The sequence below is a fragment of the Streptomyces sp. NPDC014801 genome, assembly GCF_043082085.1.
Taxonomy (GTDB): Bacteria; Actinomycetota; Actinomycetes; order Streptomycetales; family Streptomycetaceae; genus Streptomyces.
On the sequence record NZ_JBIBXG010000020.1, the window covers coordinates 70,825 to 89,241 of the forward strand.

At 74.3% G+C, this 18,417-nt stretch carries 16 protein-coding genes; 10 read left to right on the forward strand and 6 right to left on the reverse strand.

Annotation, left to right across the window (positions count from 1 at the left end; all coding sequences use genetic code 11):
- Positions 1–82 precede the first annotated feature (82 nt).
- Together ACF1AL_RS37105 and ACF1AL_RS37110 are read left to right on the forward strand one after the other, a co-directional pair.
- A complete protein-coding gene (locus tag ACF1AL_RS37105; protein ID WP_391828684.1) occupies positions 83–1,396 on the forward strand; it encodes an ATP-binding protein in 1,314 nt (437 codons plus the stop codon).
- On the forward strand, positions 1,393–2,463 hold the full coding sequence (locus tag ACF1AL_RS37110; protein ID WP_391828686.1) for a tetratricopeptide repeat protein: 1,071 nt from the start codon (positions 1,393–1,395) through the stop codon (positions 2,461–2,463). The genes ACF1AL_RS37105 and ACF1AL_RS37110 overlap by 4 nt, the downstream gene beginning before the upstream one ends.
- A 111-nt stretch (positions 2,464–2,574) precedes the next feature.
- On the opposite strand, the gene ACF1AL_RS37115 is transcribed toward ACF1AL_RS37110, so the two are convergent.
- A complete protein-coding gene (locus ACF1AL_RS37115) occupies positions 2,575–4,398 on the reverse strand; it encodes a bifunctional metallophosphatase/5'-nucleotidase (protein ID WP_391828688.1) in 1,824 nt (607 codons plus the stop codon).
- 182 nt (positions 4,399–4,580) lie between these two features.
- On the opposite strand from ACF1AL_RS37115, the gene mshD reads away from it, so the two are divergent.
- Positions 4,581–5,528: a mycothiol synthase gene (gene mshD / locus ACF1AL_RS37120; protein WP_391706437.1), complete on the forward strand. Its 948-nt coding sequence runs from the start codon at positions 4,581–4,583 to the stop codon at positions 5,526–5,528.
- A gap of 308 nt (positions 5,529–5,836) precedes the next feature.
- On the opposite strand, the gene ACF1AL_RS37125 is transcribed toward mshD, so the two are convergent.
- The 5 genes from ACF1AL_RS37125 to ACF1AL_RS37145 are packed head-to-tail and all read right to left on the reverse strand — an operon-like array spanning position 5,837 to position 10,313.
- Positions 5,837–6,520, reverse strand: a complete 684-nt coding sequence (locus ACF1AL_RS37125; protein WP_391828690.1) for an ABC transporter — start codon at positions 6,518–6,520, stop codon at positions 5,837–5,839.
- Entirely contained in the window at positions 6,513–8,078 is a 1,566-nt protein-coding gene (locus ACF1AL_RS37130; protein ID WP_391706442.1) for an ABC transporter permease, read from the reverse strand. Before ACF1AL_RS37130 ends, ACF1AL_RS37125 begins: the two co-directional genes overlap by 8 nt.
- Positions 8,075–8,935, reverse strand: coding sequence for an ABC transporter ATP-binding protein (locus ACF1AL_RS37135; protein WP_386420028.1), 861 nt, complete (start codon positions 8,933–8,935; stop codon positions 8,075–8,077). Before ACF1AL_RS37135 ends, ACF1AL_RS37130 begins: the two co-directional genes overlap by 4 nt.
- Positions 8,932–9,774 carry a zf-HC2 domain-containing protein gene (locus ACF1AL_RS37140; protein WP_384212689.1) on the reverse strand — a complete coding sequence of 281 codons (843 nt, stop codon included), beginning with the start codon at positions 9,772–9,774 and terminating at the stop codon, positions 8,932–8,934. The genes ACF1AL_RS37135 and ACF1AL_RS37140 overlap by 4 nt, the downstream gene beginning before the upstream one ends.
- A complete protein-coding gene (locus ACF1AL_RS37145) occupies positions 9,771–10,313 on the reverse strand; it encodes an RNA polymerase sigma factor (protein WP_366841454.1) in 543 nt (180 codons plus the stop codon). The genes ACF1AL_RS37140 and ACF1AL_RS37145 overlap by 4 nt, the downstream gene beginning before the upstream one ends.
- 351 nt (positions 10,314–10,664) lie before the next feature.
- Here ACF1AL_RS37145 and ACF1AL_RS37150 point away from each other — a divergent pair, with 351 nt between their 5' ends.
- The 7 genes from ACF1AL_RS37150 to ACF1AL_RS37180 all read left to right on the forward strand — a co-directional run bounded on the left by ACF1AL_RS37150 (position 10,665) and on the right by ACF1AL_RS37180 (position 18,397).
- Positions 10,665–11,084, forward strand: coding sequence for a GntR family transcriptional regulator (locus ACF1AL_RS37150; RefSeq protein WP_366841455.1), 420 nt, complete (start codon positions 10,665–10,667; stop codon positions 11,082–11,084).
- Positions 11,081–11,968 (forward strand): ABC transporter ATP-binding protein, encoded by an 888-nt coding sequence (locus ACF1AL_RS37155; RefSeq protein ID WP_391828692.1) that lies wholly within the window; start codon positions 11,081–11,083, stop codon positions 11,966–11,968. The genes ACF1AL_RS37150 and ACF1AL_RS37155 overlap by 4 nt, the downstream gene beginning before the upstream one ends.
- A complete protein-coding gene (locus ACF1AL_RS37160; protein ID WP_391660304.1) occupies positions 11,965–12,963 on the forward strand; it encodes an ABC transporter permease in 999 nt (332 codons plus the stop codon). The genes ACF1AL_RS37155 and ACF1AL_RS37160 overlap by 4 nt, the downstream gene beginning before the upstream one ends.
- Entirely contained in the window at positions 12,960–13,784 is an 825-nt protein-coding gene (locus ACF1AL_RS37165) for a hypothetical protein (RefSeq protein WP_391828694.1), read from the forward strand. Before ACF1AL_RS37160 ends, ACF1AL_RS37165 begins: the two co-directional genes overlap by 4 nt.
- 624 nt (positions 13,785–14,408) lie before the next feature.
- Positions 14,409–16,736: an RNA degradosome polyphosphate kinase gene (locus ACF1AL_RS37170; RefSeq protein WP_384212699.1), complete on the forward strand. Its 2,328-nt coding sequence runs from the start codon at positions 14,409–14,411 to the stop codon at positions 16,734–16,736.
- Complete coding sequence (locus ACF1AL_RS37175; protein ID WP_391828696.1) at positions 16,717–17,826, forward strand: CHAD domain-containing protein; 1,110 nt, start codon at positions 16,717–16,719, stop codon at positions 17,824–17,826. Before ACF1AL_RS37170 ends, ACF1AL_RS37175 begins: the two co-directional genes overlap by 20 nt.
- Positions 17,827–17,983: 157 nt before the next feature.
- Positions 17,984–18,397 carry an NUDIX hydrolase gene (locus tag ACF1AL_RS37180; protein ID WP_391828698.1) on the forward strand — a complete coding sequence of 138 codons (414 nt, stop codon included), beginning with the start codon at positions 17,984–17,986 and terminating at the stop codon, positions 18,395–18,397.
- Positions 18,398–18,417 lie beyond the last annotated feature (20 nt).

Here is an 18,417-nt window from a genome sequence, read left to right on the forward strand (position 1 = left end):
CCGCGGCGACCACCCACGGGACCCGACTCCCGCTCCGCGCCCGGCCCTTGGCGGCGCAGGGCGGATCCGTAGGGTAGGGATCATGCCGGAAGACTCCCCTCTCATCGTCAGTCTGCGGACGGCGGTCGCCGCCGCGCCCGCCGATGTGCCGCTGCGGCTGCATCTCGCCGAGCTGCTGCTGGACGCCGGCCGGGCGGACGCCGCCGTCGCCGAGGTGGCCGTCGCGTTGCAGCACGCGCCGGGGGACGTCCAGGCGCGGCAGCTGATGGCACGGGCGATGGGGGTACCCGTACCGCAGGCCCCGGAGACGGGGACGGCGGTAGCCGTACCGCAGGCCCCGGAGACGGGGACGGCGCGGGCCCCGGAGGCGGCCGTTCCGCAGAGTCAGGAGGCGCGGCCCGCCGGGTTCGACTGGCGGGCCGCCGAGCGGGAGGTCGGGGACGTCGTGCCGCCCCGTTTCGTCGAGGCGCCGCTGCGGGCGGACGGGGACGGCGACCCCGGGGACGCGGCCGCGTGGGACGTGGAGCGGCCCGGCGGCGTGCGGCTGGCGGACGTCGGCGGGATGCGGGAGGTGAAGGACCGTCTGGAGGCGGCCTTCCTCGCCCCGTTGCGCAACCCCGAGCTGCGCCGGCTGTACGGCAAGAGCCTGCGCGGCGGGCTGCTGCTGTACGGGCCGCCCGGGTGCGGCAAGACGTTCATCGCGCGGGCCGTCGCCGGCGAACTCGGCGCGTCCTTCCTGTCGGTGTCGGTCAACGACGTCCTCGACATGTGGATCGGCACCTCCGAGCGCAACATGCACGAGATCTTCCGGACGGCCCGCCGCCAGGCCCCCTGCGTCGTCTTCCTCGACGAGCTGGACGCCCTCGGCGCCAAACGCAGCCGCACCGCGCACAGCGGCCTGCGCAACACCGTCAACCAGTTGCTCACCGAGCTGGACGGCATCGACGCAGAGGCCAACGAGGGCGTGTTCGTGCTGGCCGCCACCAACGTGCCCTGGGACGTGGACATCGCGCTGCGCCGCCCCGGCCGCCTGGACCGCACGCTCCTCGTGCTGCCGCCGGACGCGCCGGCCCGCGAGGCGATCCTGCGCTACCACCTGCGCGACCGCCCCATCGAGAACGTCGACCTCGCCAGGCTGGCCAAGGTCACCGACGGCCTCTCCGGCGCCGACCTCGCCCATGTCTGCGAGGCCGCCGCCGAACGCGCGCTGCTGGACTCCGCCCGCACCGGCACCGTACGGATGATCGGCATGGCGGACCTGCTGGCCGCCGCGCGGGAGGTCACCCCGTCGACGGAGCCGTGGTTCGCCGCGGCCCGGAACGTGGCGATGTTCGCGAACGAGGGCGGGATGTACGACGACCTGGTCGCCTACCTGAAGAAGAGGCGGAAGCTGTGAGCACCACGCACCCCGTCGCGGAGCAGGCGAGAGCCCTGCTCGACCTGGGTCGCCCCGAGGACGCCGGCACGCTGCTGGCCCGGCGCCTCGCCGAGGACCCCACCGACGTACCGGCCTGGGTGCTCCTCGCCCGCTGTCACCGCATGGCGAAGAACGACGCGGAGGCGCTGACCGCGCTGGACGAGGCGCTGCGGCTCGCGCCCGAGCACTACGACGCCGTCCATCTGCGCGCGCACGTGCTGCGCGGCCTGCGGCGGCGCGACGAGGCTGTCGTCGCGGCACGCGAGGCGATCCGCATCAACCCGCAGTGGTGGGGGGCGTACGCGCTCCTGGCCGAACTGCTGTGTCTGCCGCCACGGACCATGGACGACTACCGGGAGGGCGTCGACCTGGCCGAACAGGCCGTCCGGCTGGCACCGGACGAGGCCGACGCCTACATGACCATGTGGAAGATCGCCGCCGTCGCCGGCAACGCGGAGGCGATGGACGCCCTGGAGCAGCACGTCCTGCGCTGCGACCCGCAGCACGCGTTCGCGCTGTCCCAGCAGATCGCCCGGCGCGCCAAGGACAACGACGTCACGGACCGGGACGTCGCGAGCGCGTACGCCGCCGCGCTCACCGCGCAGCCCCAGTCCTGGGCCCTGCGCGGCGGTCTGGAACGCGCCGTCTACCGCGTCCTGCGCGGGACACGCCTGCCGGCCCTGCTGTGCCTGCTCTTCGCCGCCCTGGCACAGGACCTGGGCCCCGCCACCGGCACCCCGGCGACGCTGCCCGTGCCCTTGGGGACGCGCCTGTGGGTTCTGTTCCTCATGGGCGTGGTGGGGGCCGCGGGCGTGTGGTGGCGCCACCGGCGGCTGAGCCCCGGGGTCCGCATGAGCCTGCGCTCGGTGGCCCGCACCTGGCGCTGGGCCCGCATCGTCCTGGCCCAGGCCGCCTGGACGATGCTGTGCGCCCTGGCGATCCTCCTGCCCCCATGGACCGACCGCCTTCCCCCACGCCTCCTGATCGCGGCAGCCCTCCTGCCGACCCTGGCAACGATCTGGTTCGACCGGAAGAAGCAGCCCTGACTCTGAGCTCCAAGGCTGTTCCCGGGAAGACGGCGGGACCCGGCCGCCGCGTACGGTGTGCGCTGCGCGGAGGCCGGGCCCCTGGGGCCGGTCGGCGAGGTGCGGGTGGTGTTACTGCGTGATCGTGATCCGGTTCGCCGCCGGAGGCGCGAGCGGGCTCGTCGCCGAGGAGTTGGCCGTCAGGTACTGCACCAGGGCCGCCAGGTCGTCCGTGCCGACCACGTCGTTCGTGCCCTGGCCCAGCGTCGGGAAGCCGTCGCCGCCGCCCGCGAGGAAGCTGTTGGTCGCGACGCGGTAGGTGGCCGCCGGGTCGAGGGGCTTGCCGTTCAGCCGGACGGAGTCCGTGACCACGCGGTCGGCGCCGGTCTTGGTCATGTCCAGCGTGTACGTCAGGCCCGCCGACGGCTGGAGGACCTTCGGGGCGGCCTGGTTCGGGCCGGACACCTGCTCCTTGAGCACCTGGATCAACTGCGCGCCGGTGAAGTCCTGCAGGTTCACCGTGTTGGCGAACGGCTGGACCGTGAAGCCCTCCGCGTACGTCACCACGCCGTCGCCCTCGGCCGCCTTGGCCGCGTACGTCAGGCCCGCGCGCACGCCGCCCGGGTTCATCAGCGCCAGCGAGGTGTTCGGGTCCAGCTGCTTGCCGTAGGCCAGCTGGGCGTCGGCGATCAGGTCGCCCATCGGGGACTCGGTGCCGGTGTTGGGGACGTCGGCGGAGATGTAGCCGATGGGGCGGTTGCCGATGGGCGCGGCGAGGGCGTTCCACTTGCCGATCAGCTCGGTCATGTCCGCCGCCTTGGGGACGTCCCGGGTGACCACGTGGTTCGCCGACTGCACCGCCGTCCGCGCGATGTCGCCCGTGCGCCGGTCGTAGGTGAGCGTGGTGTCCGTGTAGAGACGGCCGAAGGACGACGCCGATGTGACCATGCGCGGCTTGCCCGCCGGGTCGGGGATCGTGCACACGTACGCGGTGTGGGTGTGCCCGGTGACCAGGGCGTCCACGGCCGGTGTGACGTTCTTGGCGATGTCGACGATCGGGCCGGAGATGCCGTCGCCGGCGCCCGGGGAGTCACAGTCGTAATTGTACGACCCCGACGCCGGGAAGCCGCCCTCGTGGATCAGCGCGACGATCGACTGCACCCCCTGGTGCTGCAGCACCTTGGCGTACTTGTTGATCGTCTCGACCTCGTCCTTGAAGGTCAGGCCCTTGACGCCGTCGGCGGAGACGATGCCCGGGGTGCCCTCCAGGGTGACGCCGATGAAGCCGATCTTGACGTCCTTCTTCTTCCAGACCCAGTACGGCCTGAGGATCGGCTTGCCGGTCTTCTCGTCGAGGACGTTGGCCGCCAGGTACGGGAAGTCGGCGCCCTCGAAGCCCTCGTCGGTGTAGCAGCCGTCCTTCGGGTGGCAGCCGCCGTTCTGCAGCCGCGCCAGCTCCTGCGCACCCTCGTCGAACTCGTGGTTGCCGACGCTGGTCACGTCCAGCTTCAGCTTGTTCAGCGCCTCGATCGTCGGCTCGTCGTGGAACAGGCCCGAGATCAGCGGCGAGGCGCCCACCATGTCGCCGCCCGCCGCGGTGATCGAGTACGGGTGGCCCTTGCGCGCGTCGCGCAGATGCGTGGCCAGGTACTCCACACCGCCCGCGTCGATCGTCTTCGTGGTGCCGTCGCTCTGCAGCTCGGTGACCCGGCCGGAGGAACCGGACGGCGGCTCGAGGTTGCCGTGCAGGTCGTTGAAGGACAGCAGCTGCACGTCCTGGTAGCGGCTCGGGGACGGCTTGTGGCCGCCGTGCCCGTCGCCGTGCCGGCCGCTCGTGCTCGCGGACGCCGGCAGCGCTGCGGCCAGCGCGCCCGCGGTGGCGAGCGCGGCGGCCGCCGCCAGCAGCCGGCGCGTACGGCGTCTTGCGGGCTGGTTCGACTGTGGTGTGGTTGGCATACGCCCCCCTGTCTGTGCGATGACGACGTGGCCTGGCGGGACCGGTGCGGCGGTGGCCACGCCCGGGCGCAGCCTAGGGTCAACGCGCGTAGCGCGACAGGGGGTTCGGGGTTACATCCTGGTTTCCCTTTGCCCTCGCCTTTGTCCCCACTTTGCGGGCCGCTCCCCTTACCCTCGTACGCATGACCAGCGACGACACCGCACGGCTCCCCGGCGCCCGATCCATCGAGACCCACGCCGCGCTCTCCCCGGAGCAGACCGAGGCCGTCCTCGGCCTGCTCGCGGAGGCCGCCCGCAACGACGGCCAGCAGGCGGTGTCCGAGCAGGGACGGCTCCAGCTGCGCGACGGCGCCCGCGAGGGTGTCTCCCATCTGCTGCTGACCGTCGGCGACGAACTCGTCGGCTACGCCCAGCTGGAGGACACCGACCCCGTCGAGGCACCGGCCGCCGAACTGGTCGTGCACCCCGCCCACCGCGGCCACGGCCACGGGCGGGCGCTCGGCTCCGCCCTGCTCGCCGCCTCCGGCAAGCGGCTGCGCGTCTGGGCGCACGGCGGCCACTCCGCCGCCCGTCACCTGGCCCAGGTCCTCGGGCTCACGCTCTTCCGCGAACTGCGGCAGATGCGCCGCCCGCTGACCGAGCTCGACCTGCCCGACCCGGTGCTGCCCGAGGGCGTCACCGTGCGCGCCTTCGTGCCCGGCCAGGACGACGCCGCCTGGCTCGCCGTCAACGCCGCGTCCTTCGCCCACCACCCGGAACAGGGCTCCCTCACCCAGCGCGACCTCGACGCCCGAAAGGCGGAGCCCTGGTTCGACCCGGCCGGCTTCTTCCTCGCGGAACGCGCCACCGCGGGGGACGCCGGGGGGCACGAACTCGTCGGCTTCCACTGGACGAAGGTCCACGCCGAGGAACAGCTCGGCGAGATCTACGTCCTCGGCGTCGCCCCCGGCGTCCAGGGCGGCGGCCTGGGCAAGGCCCTGACCGTCATCGGCCTGCGCCACCTGGCCGCCCAGGGCCTGCCGACGGCGATGCTCTACGTCGACGCCGACAACAAGGCGGCCGTGTCCGTGTACGAGCGGATGGGCTTCACGACGTACGAGACGGATCTGATGTACCGGACGGAGACGTGAGCGGCGGGGACGCCCTCCGCAGCGCCTGCCGCACCGCCTGCCGCACCGCCCGGCACGACTCCTGCCGCAGCGTTTGACGCACCGCCGGACGCCCGATGAGGGGTCCCCCCGGCTGTCCGGCAGGCGCCCGCGCGCGTCACGGCCCGGCCTGCCCTGAGCCGGACAGGCCGCCCGCGCGCGTCACGGCCCAGCCCGCCCTGAGCCGGGCTGGCCGCCCCCGCGTGTCACGCCTGGCCGGCCCTCAGCCGGGCTGGCCGCCCCCGCGCGTCACACCCGGCCCGCCCTCAGCCGACTGCCGCCCACGCGCGTCACGCCCGGCCCGCTCTGAGCCGGACCGTCCGGCGCCGCAGGGGCTCCGGTAGGGACAGGGCCCAGGCCGTCACCGCCAGGGTCAGCAGCAGCGCCCAGCGGCCGTGGGCGGCGGCCCAGTAGCGGCTGTCCTGCGGGAGGAACAGGCCCCAGCGCTCGGGCAGCAGCGCGGCGAGCACCGTCAGCGACAGCACCCCGATCGCCGCCGCCCGCCCCGGCTCCGGCTCAGTGCCGCGGCGTACCGCGAGCGACGCCAGCGCGAGGGCCGTGGCGCCCAGGGCGAAGGCCTCCAGGGTGACCTCCGCCAGCGGGGGCCTGGCGTCCGCCGGGGTGGCCAGCAGGGCCGCCGCCCACCACAGCGCCGCGGGCGGGGCGATCAGCGCCAGCCGCAGGCAGGCCCGCACCGCCCGGCCCGTCGGCACGGTCTCCGTCGTACGGCGGGCCGGGTCGTCCAGGAGGAAGGCCAGGCCGAGCGCACCGAACACGGCGGCCACCCGCAGGCACAGCAGGGTCGTCCAGGGGTCGGCGGGACCACCGGACAGCAGCCGCGGGAGGGCGGCCGTGAGCAGTCCGAGGGCGGCGCCGGCGGCGAGCGGCGCCCGGGGCAGGGCGCGGGCCGTCGCCGACAGCAGGGCGCCGAGGGCGGCGCGACGGCCGGGCCGGAGCCCGGAGGGACTACGCATCACAGGAGTCACCGTCGCCCTCCTCCGCCTTCTCCCCCTTCGCCGGGGCCGGCACGCCCAGGAGCTGGGCGACCCGTGCCAGAGAAGTCCTCGGCGAGGTCAGCTCGTCCCAGTGGGCCTTGACCGCGGCCGTGACCCGGGCAGGCGGCTCGGCCAGCAGCTCCCGCACCACGTCGGTCTGCGCGGCGCTCATGGACACCGGCTCGGTGGGGGCGAGGGCGATCGCGGAACCCGTCACGCTGTCGTCGAGGCGCACGTCGCGCAGCGCGTCCATCGGGTGCGGCTGCGCGGCCAGCGCCAGCCACATCACGGTCACCACGCGCGCGTCGCACAGGGCGCCCGCGGCCTTCTCGTCCCCGGCCACCAGCACCGAGGCGACACCGACGGCGAACTCCGGGACACGGTTGCCGCCCCAGCGGGTGCCGACCGTCACCTGGCCCGGCCCGGTCAGCGGCTCCAGCGCGGAGTCGGACGTCAGGCCGTAGCGGGCTTCAAGGCGCTGGCGGACCGTCAGTCTGCGGTGCTCGGCGGTACCTCCGGCGAGCCGCTGGACACGGTCGGCCACGGCGGCCCAGTCGGCGGTGGTGCCGGTCCACTCGGGGAAGGCGCAGTACACGTTGGCGCCGTGCGGGACGCACCGCTGGACCTTCTCCGGGTGCACCGAGGCCGTCGTACGGGCCGCGCGCACCTGGTCCGTGCCGGCGGTGGACTGCCCGGCGATGCCGGCACCCGTCGCGGCGACGGCGAGCGCGGTGAGCGCGCCCAGGGAGCGGGAGCGCAGCCCGCTGCGCAGCAGTGCGGCGCCCAGCAGCAGCACCGCCAGCCCGATCAGATACAGGGCGTGCCAGCCGGCCGGGCGGCCCAGCAGGTCGGAGGGGACCGGCTTGCCGCCGGACTGGTCGACGACCGGCGACAGCCAGTTCACCCCGTCGGGATCGGTGCCGTCCGCGGCGACGGCGACGAGGGTCACGGCGACGTACAGCCCGATGACGAACAGGGGGGCGGGGAAGGAGGACCGCACCAGCCGGGCGAGCAGCACCCCGAGCACCCCGGCCAGCAGCACCGACAGCGGGCCCACCGCCAGCTCGGCGACCGAGCCGTGCCCGACGGCGCCCGGCCGCAGCGCCGCCACCGTGAACTCGGCGGTGACGACGAGGGCGACGACGGCCGCGACCGGTACGACGGACAGGGCGTGGGCGAGGGTGCGCTGCCAGGGCGGGACGGGCAGCACGTCGAAGTGCCGGTCGGTGCCCTGCCGGTGGGAGCGCAGCGCGGCGCGGTTGACGCACAGGAACACGGCTATGGCGACGAGCAGCGGCCCGGACTGGGTGCCGCGGTCGACGTAGTGGAGGACCGGGTAGTCGTCCATGCCGTCGCGGTGGAAGAACGACTGCCAGAGCGTGTAGCCGGTGTACAGCAGCAGGAAGACGAGCACCGGGATGTACAGCAGCAGTTCGCGGGCCTCGAAGCGGGCCAGGGCGAGAACGGCCCTCCAGGGGCCGGGAGTGCGCCCGGGTTCCGTCACCGCGGGGGCCGGGGGTGTGAGCGTCGCGCTCATGCCGCCACCTCCGTGCTGTGGTCGTCCAGGGCGAGCAGGTAGCCGTCCTCCAGGGTGGGTTCGAGCAGGTCGGCGCCCTCGGGCGGGTCGCCGATGTTGCGATAGGTGCCGGTGCCGGTGCGCCAGCCTGCGCGGGCACCCGGGGCGCGTTCGGCGCTGCTCCAGACGCGGCCGGCCGCCCGCGCGGTCAGCTCGGCGGGGCTGCCCTCGAAGCGGACGCGGCCGCCCGCCAGGACGATCACCCGGTGGCAGAGCATCGCCACGTCCTCGGTCTGGTGGGTGGACAGCAGCACCGTGCGGCCCTCGCCCGCCTGCGCGATCAGTTCCCGGAAGCGCATGCGCTGTTCCGGGTCGAGGCCGACGGTCGGTTCGTCCAGGACCAGGAACCCGGGGTCGCCGACGAGGGCGGCGGCCAGGGCGACCCGCTGCCGCATCCCGCCGGACAGCCGCTTCATGCGCCGGCCGCGCACGTCCGCCAGGTCGACGGCGTCGAGGACCCGGCGCACCTCGCGGTGTCGGGCGCCGCGGTCGGTGAGCTCCTTGAGGATGGCGACGTAGTCGACGAACTCGAACGCCGTGAAGTCCGGGTGGAAGCCCGGGTTCTGCGGCAGGTAGCCCAGCTCGCGGCGCAGCCGCTGACGGCCGGCGGCGGTGCCCGGGTCGTGGCCGAGGGCGGTGAAGGAGCCCTGGTCGGCGGGGACCGCGGTGGCCAGCACCCGCAGCAGCGTGGTCTTGCCGGCGCCGTTGGGCCCGAGGAGCCCGGTGACGCCCGGCGCCAGGCTGAGCGAGACGTCGTCCAGGGCCCGTGTCCCGCCGTAGCGGAGGGTCAGCCCGGAGGCGGAGACGGTGGTGGTCATACGGCACTCCCGTAGGTGCGGAACGGCGCGTGCGCCGAGGTGGTGTCGAAGCGGTCGCGCAGCCGCACCAGCAGCCAGCCGGCGGCGGCGGCGACCAGAGCGGCCGCGAGCTGCCCGAGGAGGGTGAAGGGGGCGAGCGTGCCGTGGTGCAGGGCTCTGGCCACGGCCAGCACGCCGACCCAGACGCCGCCGACCAGCGCGGGCGCGAGCACCGGCCCGAGCCGCGGGGTCAGGGCGAGCCCGGTCGTGGTCAGAGCGAGCGCGGGCAGCAACCAGGCCAGGGCACGCAGCCCGTACTCCGGCAGGGCGAGCGTGGCCACGCCGTTGAGGACGAGGCTGCCGGACAGCACGGCGACCGTGCGGAGCATCAGCAGCCGGAAGCCGTGCAGCGGGGCGACCACGGCCATCTCGTACGTCGGGTCCAGGACCGGGCCGTACGACAGCGCGACCGCGGCCAGCGGCAGCAGCGGCGCCAGGGCGAGGAACAGCGCGAGCGAACCGGCGGCGTGCACCATCAGCACGGTCGCCGCCAGCACGAACACCAGCGCCAGCAGCCAGGAGCGGCGCAGCACCGGGGTGGCGGCGAGCAGCCGCGCGGTGTGGTCGGCGACCCCGCACCGCACCAGCAGCCGCTCGCACAGCCCGGGCCGGGGCGCGTCCAGCTCGGCGTCCAGCCGCGCCCAGCCCAGGTCGAGGGCGACGGGCTCGGTGACCTCCGCGAGCCGGGAGCGGCACTCGGCGCACGCCGTGAGGTGCGTGTCCGCCGACCACAGCAGCGGCGGCTCCAGCTCGCCGCGCCCGTAGGCGCGCAGGTCGTCCTCGGCCACATGCCACGTCATGCCAGCGCCTCCCGCAGTTGCTTGCGGGCGCGCATCGCCCGCGTCTTGACCGTGCCGGGCGGAATGCCGAGCACGACGGCCGCCTCCCGGGTGCTGAGCCCGTCGATGACCGTGGCCTGCAGCACGGCGCGCAACTCGGGCGACAGCCTTATGAGCGCGCCGGCGAGGTCCCCGTGCTCCACCCCCGCGAGCACGCGTTCCTCCGCGGACGCCTCGTCCCGGTGCCGCAGCCGGGCGAGCGCCTGCCGCAGCCGGCCGCGGGCGCCGTCCCCGCGCAGCGCGTCGACCAGGCGCCGCGCGCCGATGCGCCACAGCCACCCGGCGACGTCGCCCTCCTCGCGATAGCGGGCGCTGCCCCGCCACACCGCGAGGAACGTCTCCTGAACGACGTCGTCGACTATCCCGGCGTCGGCGCAGCGACTGCGCATGCGCGCGGTCAGCCACGGCGCGTACCGCCGGTACAGCTCCTCGAAGGCGTGACGGTCCCCGTCTGCCGCGATGGCCCGCAGCAGCTCCCCGTCGCTTCTCGTTTCGCTCACGTCTCCTCATCGGACGAGCCCCACCGATCGGTTCACGGAGGCCGCGACAACTTTCCCAGCGCCGGCGCAGACCCTGCGGGCACGGGGCCGACGGTCGGGTCCGCACCGGCCGGCAACCGTGCGGCGCACCCATCGCGCCCGCCGACCACCGCCCGCACCCGGCCACCGCCCGCGCCTGACCACCGCCCGTCCTTGGCCACCACCCGCACCCGACCACCGCCCGTACCCGGCCACCACTCGCCCCCCCACCCCCGACCGAGCAGCCGTCGCCCCCGTCCAGCGGAGTTGACTTTCCCCCACCCCTTCCACCACCCTTTCACTACTCAATTAGTGAAAGGGTGGTGGAAGGCCATGGTCGAGTACCGGATCGACCGGCACAGCGGCGTGGCCACCTACGTCCAGATCGTCCAGCAGACCAAACAGGCCCTCCGCCTGGGCCTGCTGCGCCCCGGCGACCAGCTGCCCACGGCCCGCGAGGTCGTGGAGGCCACCGCCATCAACCCCAACACCGTCCTGAAGGCCTACCGCGAGCTGGAACGCGAAGGACTGGTCGAGGCCCGCCGCGGCCTCGGCACCTTCGTACGGCGCTCGCTGGGCACCGCCCCCGCCGACTCCCCGCTGCGCACGGAGCTGGAGGAGTGGGCCGGGCGGGCCCGCACGGCCGGACTGGACCGCGACGACGTGGCCGCCCTCTTCACCGCCGTCCTCGACCAGCACTTCCCGGGAGATCTCGACCAGCGCTCCCCCGGAGAACAGGGAGACCGTCCATGACCGACCCGGCCATCGAGGCCACCGGCCTCGGCAAGCGTTTCGGCCGGCGTCCGGGCCGCGCCCGCTGGGCCCTGCGCGGCTGCGCCGTCCGCCTGCCCGCCGGACGCGTCTGCGCCGTCGTAGGCCCCAACGGCGCGGGCAAGTCCACGCTCCTCGCCCTGGCCGCCGGGCTCACCGCCCCGACCGAGGGCCGCGTCACCGTCCTCGGCACCGACCCCGCCTCCGCACGCACGCGTGTCGGTTACGTCGCCCAGGACAAGCCGCTCTACCCGCAGCTCACGGTCGCCGAGACGCTGCGCATGGGCGCCGACCTCAACCCGGCCCGCTGGGACGCGGCCGCCGCCGAAGGCGTCGTGGCGGCGGGCGACCTGGACCCGCGGTCGAGGATCCGCGCGCTCTCCGGCGGCCAGCGCACCCGCGTCGCCCTCGCCCTGGCCCTCGGCAAGCGCCCCGAGCTGCTCCTGCTGGACGAGCCGATGGCGGACCTGGACCCGCTCGCCCGGCACGAGCTGATGGGCACGCTGATGGCGCAGGCCGCGCAGTACGGCACGACGATCGCGATGTCCTCTCACGTGGTCGCCGAACTGGAGGACTCCTGCGACCACCTCCTCCTGCTCGGCGACGGCCGGGTGCGGCTGTCCGGCGAGATCGACGCCCTGCTGGAGGCCCACGCGCGCGTGAGCGCGCCCGCCGACGGCGCGGACCTCACCCCGCACACCGTCGTGGAGTCCCGCACCACCGGCCGCCAGCTCACCGCGCTGCTGCGCCCGGGTGCCCCGCTGCCCGCCGGCTGGCGCACCTCCACGCCCACCCTGGAGGAACTCGTCCTCGCCCACCTGCGCAATCCGCAGGCACCGGCCCTGCCCGAGGAGGCCGCCGCGTGACCGCGCTGTCCCTGCCCACCGTGAAGACGCACGCGCCGCGCCATCTGCACTGGCTGGTGCGGCTGCACCGCCCGGCGCTGCTCGTCTGGGCGGCCCTCGTCCTGGTGACGTCGGCGGCCCTGCTGTGGCTGTACGGCCCGGCGACGGACGCGGCGGCGACGGCCTGGCGCCAGTGGAACGCCTGCCACACCGAGTCCTGCGCGTACGACCAGCCGGCGATCCTGCGCTACAAGTCGCTGTACCTGTACACGACGATCGCGGTCACCTCGGTGCCCTTCGTGGTGGCCGCCTGGTCCGGCGCCGCCCTCGTCGGCCGCGAACTGGAGTCCGGTACGGCCCGCCTCGCCTGGACTCAGGGCCTCACCCCGGTCCGCTGGCTGACCGGCCGCCTCGCGCTGCCGGCGGTCCTGGTCGCCGCCGGGACGGGCCTGCTCGTCGGCCTGCACCGCCTGGCCTGGACGGCGGGCGAGGGCCGTGTCGACACCGCCGAGGCCTGGTTCGACCGCACCACCCTGCACGCCAACGGGCCCACCACGGTCGCCTTCGCCCTCGCGGGCCTGGCCGCGGGCGCCCTCGCGGGCCTGCTGTGGCAGCGCACCCTGCCCGCCCTGATGACCGGCGCGGGCCTGACGCTCGTCGTCCGTACGATCGCCGACCAGGCCCTGCCCCATCTGTGGCCCACGGCCACGCACACCACCGACCTGCGCAACGCCGACCTGCTCGGCAACGTCCTGTACGTCGACCAGGGCCTGGTCACCGCCGGCGGCCGGCACATCGCCGACCCCGGCTGCGGCAGCAGCACCTGGCCCGACTGCCGGGCGATGTACGAGAAGCTCGACGCCGTCGGCTTCTTCCACACCTACCACCCGGCCTCCCACTACTGGCCGCTGCAGCTGACCACCACGGCGCTCACGCTCGTCCTCGCGCTGCTGCTCACGGCGGGCGCGTACCTGGCGCTGCGCCGGATCACCGGCCCCAAGGCGGCCGCCGTATGACCGCCACGCTGCTGCGCGTGCACCGCGCGGCCGCGGCCGTGTGGGCGGCGCTGATCCTCGCCCTGACCGTCTGGGAGGTCTGGCTCAACCAGGTCACCGCCGACGACACCCGCGCCGCGCAGACGCACTGCACCCAGGACTACTGCGACGCCTTCTCCTCCCCCTACGCCGACTGGACGGGCGTGGTCGCGCTGGTGACCGGGTACGCCTTCCTCGCCGTGGCCGCGTTCGCCGGCGGCGCGCTCATCGGGCGCGAACTGGAGTCCGGCACGGCGCGCCTGGCCTGGACGCAGGGCATCACGCCGACGCGCTGGCTCGCGGCCAAGCTGGCCCTGCCCGCGCTCGCCCTCACCCTCGGGCTCGGCGCGGTCGTCGCGGTGTTCCACTGGGGGTGGGCGGTCAACCGGGACCTGATGTGGGACGACTGGTACGCACAGGCGTTCTACCTGGCCGGCGGGCCCACCGCGGTGGCGTACGCCCTGTGCGCGCTCGCCGTCGGCACGCTCACGGCGCTCCTGCTGCGCCGTACGCTGCCCGCGCTGGGGGCGTCCGTCGCCGTGATGTGGCTGCTCGGCCTGGTGCTGGAGACGTACCGGGCCGATCTGTGGCCCCGGCGGACGCGAACCTCCGCGAAGCCGGTCGAACTGCCCGAGCACGTGTGGGAAGTCGCGAGCGGACGGAACGCGGGCGGCTACTACGCCGTCTTCCACCCCGAGTCTCACTACTGGCCGCTGCAGCTCGTGGAGTGCGGCATCGTCCTGGCGCTGGCCGGGGCGGCGGTCGCGGTGTCCTTCACGGTGTTGCGCCGGCGCGCGGCCTGAGCCTCCACGTGTACGTCCCTTCTTTCGGGGGGAGGGACGTGCACGTTCTCTTTTTCCTACGACACGTGCGGCTACGGCGCGTGCACCACCCCACGCCCGCGGCAACCGCCGTAGGGCACGTGACCCTACGGTGCGAGGCACCCGGGGTTGCGGTGACCGCCGTGGGGTGCGCGGCCCGGCGCCACGGGGTGCCGCTGCGCCCACCCGTGCCGCCCCAGCGGCACGACTGCCCGCAGCTACGTAGGCAGGTAGCGGCGACGGCCTGTAGTCGCCGACGGCGGGGAGGGGACGTGGTGGGGGGTGTCCGCCCGCAGCGGACGGCATTGCCTTTCGTCAGCCTCTTGGGAAGAGGTAAGGCCGTACCGAGGACGGACACCCCCCACCGCGGCCCCGACCCACCCACCGGCAGAAGGCGCTACCGCAACCGGCCACCGGACCCGCGCGGGCCGCCGCAGGCATTCAAGGGGCGCGGGGAACTGCGCGAGCAACCACCCACAAGCCCGCACCCGGCAACACACCGCACCGCACCCCACCCGCACCCCGCCCACCCCAAGACTCCCCCCGCTATCCCACACGTCACGTCGCCGTAACCGGTGATTCAGACGGGCTTGCGACGCTCGGCCAATGAAGCCCGCCGTCCCAGACCCGCACCCCCCGGAGGGCCCCGCACGTTCCGACGCGCCCATCGCCCTCCTCGCGCGGAAGAATGGGTCCATGAGCCAGTCAGAGACGCAGGAAAAGGTCCAGCAAGCGCAGCCTTCCGTGGGCTCCATCGCCGCGCACCGCCCCCACACGGTGTCCGCCCCGGTCTCCGACCTCGACCCTGACCTCGACGCCGATCTGGACGCGTACGAGGAGACCCAGGACGGCCGGGACGGCAGCACGCTCCCCCAGGGCCGCTTCCTGGACCGGGAACGCAGCTGGCTGGCCTTCAACGAGCGCGTGCTCGAACTCGCCGAGGACCCGGACACCCCCCTCCTCGAACGCGCCAACTTCCTCGCGATCTTCGCGAGCAACCTGGACGAGTTCTTCATGGTCCGCGTCGCCGGCCTCAAGCGCCGTATCGCGACCGGTGTCGCCACCCGCTCCGCGTCGGGCCTGCAGCCCCGCGAGGTGCTGGAGATGATCTGGGCGCGCTCGCGCGAGCTGATGGCGCGGCACGCCGCCTGCTTCCACGAGGACGTGGCCCCGGCCCTCGCCGAGGAGGGCATCCACCTGGTCCGCTGGAGCGAGCTGGCGGAGAAGGAGCAGGCCCGCCTGTTCACCCTGTTCCGGCACCAGATCTTCCCGGTCCTCACCCCCCTCGCGGTCGACCCGGCCCACCCCTTCCCGTACATCTCGGGCCTGTCCCTCAACCTCGCGGTCGTCGTCCGCAACCCGGTCAGCGGCCACCGGCACTTCGCCCGCGTGAAGGTCCCCCCGCTGCTCTCCCGCTTCCTGGAGGCCTCCCCGGGCCGTTACGTCCCCATCGAGGACGTGATCGCCGCGCACCTGGAGGAGCTGTTCCCGGGCATGGAGGTGCTGGAGCACCACGCCTTCCGCCTCACCCGCAACGAGGACCTGGAGGTGGAGGAGGACGACGCGGAGAACCTCCTCCAGGCGCTGGAGAAGGAGCTCATGCGGCGCCGCTTCGGCCCGCCCGTGCGCCTGGAGGTGGAGGAGTCCATCGACCGCGAGGTCCTGGACCTCCTGGTCCGCGAGCTGAAGATCTCCGAGGCGGAGGTCTACCCGCTCCCCGGCCCCCTGGACCTCACCGGCCTGTTCCGCATCCACAGCCTGGACCGCCCGGAGCTGAAGTACCCGAAGTTCATCGCGGGCACCCACCGTGACCTCGCCGAGGTGGAGTCCGCCTCCGCGCCGGACATCTTCGCGGCGCTGCGCCAGCGCGACGTGCTCCTGCACCACCCTTACGACAGCTTCTCCACCTCCGTGCAGGCGTTCCTGGAGCAGGCGGCCCAGGACCCGGACGTGCTGGCGATCAAGCAGACGCTGTACCGGACCTCGGGCGACTCCCCGATAGTGGACGCGCTGATCGACGCCGCCGAGTCCGGCAAGCAGGTCCTCGTCCTGGTCGAGATCAAGGCCCGCTTCGACGAGCACGCCAACATCAAGTGGGCGCGCAAGCTGGAGGAGGCCGGCTGCCACGTCGTCTACGGCCTGGTCGGCCTCAAGACGCACTGCAAGCTGTCGCTGGTGGTACGGCAGGAGGGCGAGACCCTGCGCCGCTACAGCCATGTCGGCACCGGCAACTACCACCCCAAGACCGCCCGCCTCTACGAGGACCTCGGCCTGCTCACCGCGGACCCGCAGGTCGGCGCGGACCTGTCGGACCTGTTCAACCGGCTCTCCGGCTACTCCCGCCGCGAGACCTACCGCCGCCTGCTCGTCGCGCCCAAGTCCCTGCGCGACGGGCTGATCTCCCGGATCAACAAGGAGATCCAGCACCACCGCTCCGGACGCCCGGCGTTCATCCGCGTCAAGGTCAACTCGATCGTGGACGAGGCGATCATCGACGCCCTGTACCGCGCGTCGCAGGCCGGCGTCCCGGTGGACGTGTGGGTGCGCGGCATCTGCGCGATCCGCCCGGGTGTCGCGGGCCTGTCGGAGAACGTCCGGGTCCGCTCGATACTCGGCCGCTTCCTGGAACACTCCCGCGTGTTCGCCTTCGGCAACGGCGGCGAACCGGAGGTGTGGATCGGCAGCGCCGACATGATGCACCGCAACCTCGACCGCCGTATCGAGGCCCTGGTCCGCGTCACCGACCCCGGCCACCGGGCCGCGCTCAACCGGCTGCTGGAGACCGGCATGGCCGACACCACCGCGTCCTGGCACCTGGGCGCGGACGGCGAGTGGACCCGGCACGCGACCGACGCGGACGGTCAGCCCCTGCGCAACGTTCAGGAGATGCTCATAGACGCCCGGAGGCGCCGGCGTGGCACAGCAACACCATGATCTGACGGACCCCACCGCCGGACAGGTGACGGGTGACGCGCTCGCAGGCTATCTCCGCGCCCAGGCAACGGAGTTCCTGCGCGCCCTGCGCCTGCACCGCGAGACCGGCGGGGCGGCGAACGGAGGCAGGACCGGAGGGGCGAGCGCGAACGGCGGCAGAACGGGAGCGGCGGCCGCAGGCGGCGGCAGGACCGGCGAGCGCCCGCTCGAGGCCGTCGACGCGGCGCGCGCCCTGCGCCGCTCGGCCCGCCGTATCAGCGGCAGCCTGCACACCTTCCGCCCGGTCCTGGACGCCGACTGGTCGGAACAGATGCGTCCCGAACTGGCCTGGGTCTCCGGCACGCTGGCCCTGGAGCACGCCTACGAGGCCCGGCTGGAACGGCTGCTGACGGCGTTGCAGCGCCTGTCGGGCTCGTCGTCCCTTCCCGCGCAGGCCGTCGGCACGCACCACGCGACCGCGAGCGAACGCGGTCAGCTCACCGTGGGCGCGGCCAAGGCGGGCGCGCTGCTGGAACGGCAGTTGACGCTGGCCCGCACCCGCGCGCACTCCACGGCGCTGCAGGCGCTCGGCTCCGCCCGCTTCCATGCCGTCGCCGACAAGGTCGCCGTCCTCGCCAGCGAGGTCCCGCTGGTGGCCCCGGCGGCCGATCTGCGCCCGCTGGCCGCGGCGGCGCAGGAGCGGCTGACGGACGCGGTGACCGCGCTGCCGCTGGTCACGGCGGGCAGCCCGTACAACGCCGAGGCGCTGGTGCACGGCCTGTCTCCCGACCCGCCCGCGCCGCACCCGCAGGACGCGCCCTGGCACCAGGTGCGCCTGCTGCTGCGGCTGCACCGCTACGCCCGGGAGGTGCTGCTCGGCGGCACCGCCCCGCTGGACGTACGGCTGCTGCAGGCGGGGCAGGCCCTGGACCGGCACCGCGACGCCTCCGAGGCGGCCGCCGCCGCGGCGCAGGCGGCCCGCACCCCGCGGATCGCGCCCGCGACGGCCTACGCCCTCGGTGTGCTGCACGCCGACCAGCGCCACGAGGTGGAGGCGGCGCGGTACGCGTTCCAGCGCACGTGGGTGAAGGAAGCGGTGGGACTCTCCTGACAGGCGAGGGGGAGAGCCACAGGCTCCCCCGAGCCCCCGAGCCCCCGAGACGAAAGGAAGCCGCAGCACCCACCCAGCACCCGGCACGACCACAAGGCCCCCCAGCCCCGCTGAGCAACCGGCACCCCACGAGGACCCCATGCACCCCCCGCCGCCCATGAACGCCCCCGTCGTCCTGGCCGCCGGCTGCGTCCTGTGGCGGCTTTCCCCGCTGGACGGGACGCTGGAGTTGTGTCTGGTCCACCGGCCCAAGTACGACGACTGGTCCTTCCCGAAGGGCAAGCTCAAGCAGGCCGAGGACGATCTGGCCGGCGCGCTGCGGGAGACCCTGGAGGAGACCGGGCACACCGCCGCCCCCGGCACCGAGCTGCCCACCCAGCGCTACCTGGCGAACGGCCGCCCCAAGCGAGTCCGCTACTGGGCCGCCCAGGCCACCGGCGGCACCTTCACCCCCACCGACGAGGTCGACCGCGTCCTGTGGCTGTCCCCGGCCGCGGCCCGCGCCCGCCTCACCCAGCCGAGGGACCGCACGCTGGTGGACGCGCTGCTCCGCGCGCTCCGCCTGGCATGATCCGTACCGCTCGCTCCGGG

Excerpts from the sequence above, each read along its gene's own strand:
- ACF1AL_RS37180 (WP_391828698.1), top strand. The coding sequence starts at position 17,984 with ATGAACGCCCCCGTCGTCCTGGCCGCCGGCTGCGTCCTGTGGCGGCTT.
- ACF1AL_RS37170 (WP_384212699.1), top strand. The coding sequence starts at position 14,409 with ATGAAGCCCGCCGTCCCAGACCCGCACCCCCCGGAGGGCCCCGCACGT.
- ACF1AL_RS37140 (WP_384212689.1), bottom strand. The coding sequence starts at position 9,774 with ATGACGTGGCATGTGGCCGAGGACGACCTGCGCGCCTACGGGCGCGGC.
- mshD (WP_391706437.1), top strand. The coding sequence starts at position 4,581 with ATGACCAGCGACGACACCGCACGGCTCCCCGGCGCCCGATCCATCGAG.
- ACF1AL_RS37105 (WP_391828684.1), top strand. The coding sequence starts at position 83 with ATGCCGGAAGACTCCCCTCTCATCGTCAGTCTGCGGACGGCGGTCGCC.
- ACF1AL_RS37135 (WP_386420028.1), bottom strand. The coding sequence starts at position 8,935 with ATGACCACCACCGTCTCCGCCTCCGGGCTGACCCTCCGCTACGGCGGG.
- ACF1AL_RS37165 (WP_391828694.1), top strand. The coding sequence starts at position 12,960 with ATGACCGCCACGCTGCTGCGCGTGCACCGCGCGGCCGCGGCCGTGTGG.
- ACF1AL_RS37150 (WP_366841455.1), top strand. The coding sequence starts at position 10,665 with ATGGTCGAGTACCGGATCGACCGGCACAGCGGCGTGGCCACCTACGTC.
- ACF1AL_RS37130 (WP_391706442.1), bottom strand. The coding sequence starts at position 8,078 with ATGAGCGCGACGCTCACACCCCCGGCCCCCGCGGTGACGGAACCCGGG.
- ACF1AL_RS37115 (WP_391828688.1), bottom strand. The coding sequence starts at position 4,398 with ATGCCAACCACACCACAGTCGAACCAGCCCGCAAGACGCCGTACGCGC.
- ACF1AL_RS37155 (WP_391828692.1), top strand. The coding sequence starts at position 11,081 with ATGACCGACCCGGCCATCGAGGCCACCGGCCTCGGCAAGCGTTTCGGC.
- ACF1AL_RS37125 (WP_391828690.1), bottom strand. The coding sequence starts at position 6,520 with ATGCGTAGTCCCTCCGGGCTCCGGCCCGGCCGTCGCGCCGCCCTCGGC.